This is a genomic window from Enterobacter cloacae complex sp. IR5441, assembly GCF_049238215.1.
In the GTDB taxonomy this organism is placed as follows: Bacteria; Pseudomonadota; Gammaproteobacteria; order Enterobacterales; family Enterobacteriaceae; genus Enterobacter; species Enterobacter hormaechei_C.
In genome coordinates this window covers 1-3,502 of the sequence record NZ_JBMKIA010000081.1, presented here as the reverse complement: position 1 = coordinate 3,502, position 3,502 = coordinate 1, and the positions used below count along the sequence as shown (strand labels likewise).

Genomic DNA, 3,502 nt, shown 5'->3' with positions numbered 1-3,502 from the left:
GTTTCTCCGGCCCTAAGACATCAATCATCTGTTCTCCAATGACTAGTCTAAAAACTAGTATTAAGACTATCACTTATTTAAGTGATATTGGTTGTCTGGAGATTCAGGGGGCCAGTCTAGTGAACGTGGTGCCCTGCTGTATGGCCTAATCGGAACGTGCAGACTGAATGGCATCGATCCGGAAGCCTACTTCAGATATATCCTGAGCGTGCTGCCGGAGTGGCCATCGAACAAAGTGGCAGAGCTTCTGCCATGGAACGTAGATCTCACCAATAAATAGCCGTCAATACGGCGCTCACTTAACGCTTACATAATAAAGCTTCAGGGGAGCTCTGAGGCCATCTTTGGTAAAAGGTGAACTTGACGCAAATCAGAAAGGAAACCCCGGACTCACTGACCTATGGCGATATGTGCACTGTGTTGCAACCATGTCCTGAGAAGATTTCTGGGAAATGCAATTAACTTCAATGATATTATATACAAAGGAAAAAGTCGGGAAGCCGGGGTAAAGTTCGGGTGTCACAGAACCCCGAACCGCTGCGCGGTATCTGGAGATAAAGGCCATTCATGAAAATGGCCTAGAGGATAGAAGCAAAAAAATTAACGAGAAATGACCAAGTTATAGATCGAGTCTAAATTTTTGAATACATCATCGACTTCAAAGTGATGTGCAGTGTCTCTGTAACAGGTCGTTGTGAAAGATAGACCGCTAGGTTTTATCGCATTGATTTTATTGATTTTATCATTGGTTACATTATGCATGTGTCGTAAATATAATGGATATGAAAACACAGCCTGGTCAAATGATTCATTCGCAGCTACTACACGAAATTCATCAAGTGATTTGCGCAGTTCAGTTGGACGATCTTTATGTTCGCTCTTTTCAAGCATTGAACTCATTAATAACTCAGTGAATATCCATGGAGATTGGGTTCTAAACTCATCCCCATCACGAACGCATGAGTCGATTGTATTAATAAATATCAGACATTCAGATTCATGTATCATTTTTATTAATGCAGATGAAAGTATCATATTTAAATTGCTTGCAAGTTTATTGCAGTGCTCATAAATATAAGTATTTTCTTGCCCCGGAAACTTATTGTGCTTATTATTTAGTTCACGGAGTGCATCATCCATATACCCCCACACTTCTGAATCAACAAATGAACGAATGCCAAACTTTGAAAATAAAAAGTTTGCCAAGGCTATTGCCTTAGCTTTATCCACATGGCTATGGGAAATGAAAACATGTGCATTTACATCAGGGAACCAGATTCTTTTGAATTCTTCATAATTAATAGAATTATCAATAGAATCATTGCAACCATCTGATTTTGTTATTGATTCTCTAATTTTACTTATCGGATTTTGAAGTTTTAACTCCTCTGTTAATGTAGTCGAATAAGTACCATCCAATAGAAAAGAATCATCAGGTATTGAAAAGTTTAAGGCATGTAGCATGATTAATATCCTTTATTTAAAATAACACGAAAAAGATAAAAACAGCAACAAACATTGGTATATGGAAAAGAAGAATAGATGTAGAAATTAATGAGCTTCTATATGAAAGCATTTCACCCTTTAGTATATCTTTGTATAGCACAGGGTTTATGCTAAAATAGTTAATAGATTCTGAATTTGATTCAGCTAAGTAATTATATATCTTCCTGAAAATCCTCTCCTGTTGTAGATAATAAGCATCCAATAAACAGAACGCTATGGTGCTCACTATTAACGCAAGAAGTAAATAACCTGAATATTGGGATGCATCCTTTTTTAACGCAACAACTGCAACAAATAATGTTAGGTCCCATCCTTTAATATAAAACGAATTATTAGCCATTCTAGCTATGATCGCCTGTAGGAACCCTAACCCAGCAATTTTAGATTCAATAATGTTCACTTTTTGACCTGCCGCATGTACATAGAGAGACATACAGAAAAGGTAGCATAAACACCGTTTAATCAGAATGATGGTTCGCACAATAACGTTATGCTAAAGAGGCCGCTGCGGGAGAGATTTTCGCAGCGGCCTTTTCAACATATGGACATTTCTAACGAGCCAGTGATTGGACATTTTCACTGAGCTTTGACAAAATTTTGGGACTGGTCAAAACAAAAAGGCCAGCCCCGGAGGGCTGTTGTTCAGTACAGGGCAATGACAGGTTTTTTGATGCCGCAGGCGTGAGCGTAGCGGGTCAGTGTGTCGATGCTGGCTTTGGTGATGTTGTTTTCCAGGCGGGAAATAACCGGAGGTGTAACCCCCATGCGTTCAGCAACCTGCGCTTTTGTCAGGTTGTCATGTTTACGCCATTCCGCAAGTAGCTCTCTGAGCTTCTCCTTGCGTTCTTCTTCCTGCCATGCAGCGCGATATTCATCGTCCTGCATCCACTCGTTATGCAGTTCTTTATGACTTACCAGTTTCATTAAGTACCTCCGCTAACCGCTTTTTGGCGAGATCGATTTCTTTCGCTGGCGTTTTCTGTGACTTCTTGATGAAAACCCGGAGCATGATGATGGTATTGCCTTTGTGGTATACCCAGATGCCCCTAGCTATGTCCGTCCCCATCGTGCGGATCTCAAACAGTCCATCGCCCAGGGGCTTCGTATCCGGCTCCCGCAGTAATCGGGCGTCATACTCCAGCTTGCCGATGAGACGGTCAAATTTCACCCTGATTTTTACGGGTAATGCTGTGGCTTCTTCCCTAGCTTCCGGGTGATAAACGACGCTAAACATATGACCTCCCATTTTCATTAATATTAACCTATAGGCTAATTCCAGGCAAGGAAAAATTAACCTGTAAGCTAATATTGTTGGCAGTTATCGCGGCTACCCAGTTACTACACTGTTAGCGTGAGTTTTCGTTCCACTGAGGAACGGGGATTTATGCGCGTCAGCGCATGTAAGGCGGCAGGATGAAATGACGGGTAGCACTGAGGGTTAACCGCCGATACCAATGAGGGATCGAAAGGGATCGCCTATCCATCCCTTCACCCTGTAAAGCTATACCCACTAAAAGCGGCTCAGAGGCTTCTGTGCGCGGTCGGAGTGGTCACAACAAGGCGAAGCCGCAGTTGAGGCGTATCTCCGCGTTAGCGGGTCGTAAGAGCCGCTTACGAGCGTGTTAGCAAATCGTTTAGCGATATTTGCTGACGCATCCGGCGTGGCCGGATTTGTCCAATCCTTCGAGGGCTAACAGGCGAGCTGTTAGCCCTCGAAGGATTCCGATCTAAATGCCCCGCGCTTTAGCGTGGGGAGCTACTTTTGAGGCGTTTGCGCCGATGTTGTTCGGTTATCCACTTTTTAAAGGGGATAACAGTAAGGTATATATATTTTTGGTTTATCTTTTATTACGTAAGTAATTAAAAGATAAACCAAAAGGGCACTGTTGCAAATAGTCGGTGGTGATAAACTTATCATCCCCTTTTGCTGATGGAGCTGCACATGAACCCATTCAAAGGCCGGCATTTTCAGCGTGACATCATTCTGTGGGCCGTA

General features: G+C 42.4%; 5 protein-coding genes and 1 pseudogene. 1 reads left to right on the top strand and 5 read right to left on the bottom strand.

Annotated features, from left to right (window positions below):
- Nucleotides 1–100: 100 nt before the first annotated feature.
- Nucleotides 101–280 (top strand): annotated as a pseudogene (locus tag ACOTX5_RS26240) (transposase domain-containing protein); the annotation flags it as partial.
- Between the two features lie 320 nt (nucleotides 281–600).
- Here the strand turns inward: ACOTX5_RS26240 and ACOTX5_RS26235 are convergent.
- From ACOTX5_RS26235 to ACOTX5_RS26215, 5 genes are all read right to left on the bottom strand, one after another.
- Nucleotides 601–1,464, bottom strand: a complete 864-nt coding sequence (locus tag ACOTX5_RS26235) for a toll/interleukin-1 receptor domain-containing protein (RefSeq protein WP_050858821.1) — start codon at nucleotides 1,462–1,464, stop codon at nucleotides 601–603.
- Nucleotides 1,465–1,480: 16 nt separating this feature from the next.
- A complete protein-coding gene (locus ACOTX5_RS26230) occupies nucleotides 1,481–1,906 on the bottom strand; it encodes a hypothetical protein (protein ID WP_024198578.1) in 426 nt (141 codons plus the stop codon).
- A gap of 242 nt (nucleotides 1,907–2,148) precedes the next feature.
- Nucleotides 2,149–2,430 carry a helix-turn-helix domain-containing protein gene (locus ACOTX5_RS26225; RefSeq protein WP_000780222.1) on the bottom strand — a complete coding sequence of 94 codons (282 nt, stop codon included), beginning with the start codon at nucleotides 2,428–2,430 and terminating at the stop codon, nucleotides 2,149–2,151.
- On the bottom strand, nucleotides 2,411–2,740 hold the full coding sequence (locus ACOTX5_RS26220) for a type II toxin-antitoxin system RelE/ParE family toxin (RefSeq protein WP_032442682.1): 330 nt from the start codon (nucleotides 2,738–2,740) through the stop codon (nucleotides 2,411–2,413). The genes ACOTX5_RS26225 and ACOTX5_RS26220 overlap by 20 nt, the downstream gene beginning before the upstream one ends.
- A 567-nt stretch (nucleotides 2,741–3,307) precedes the next feature.
- The coding region (locus ACOTX5_RS26215; RefSeq protein ID WP_394605996.1) for a hypothetical protein at nucleotides 3,308–3,502 on the bottom strand (195 nt) is incomplete at its 5' end.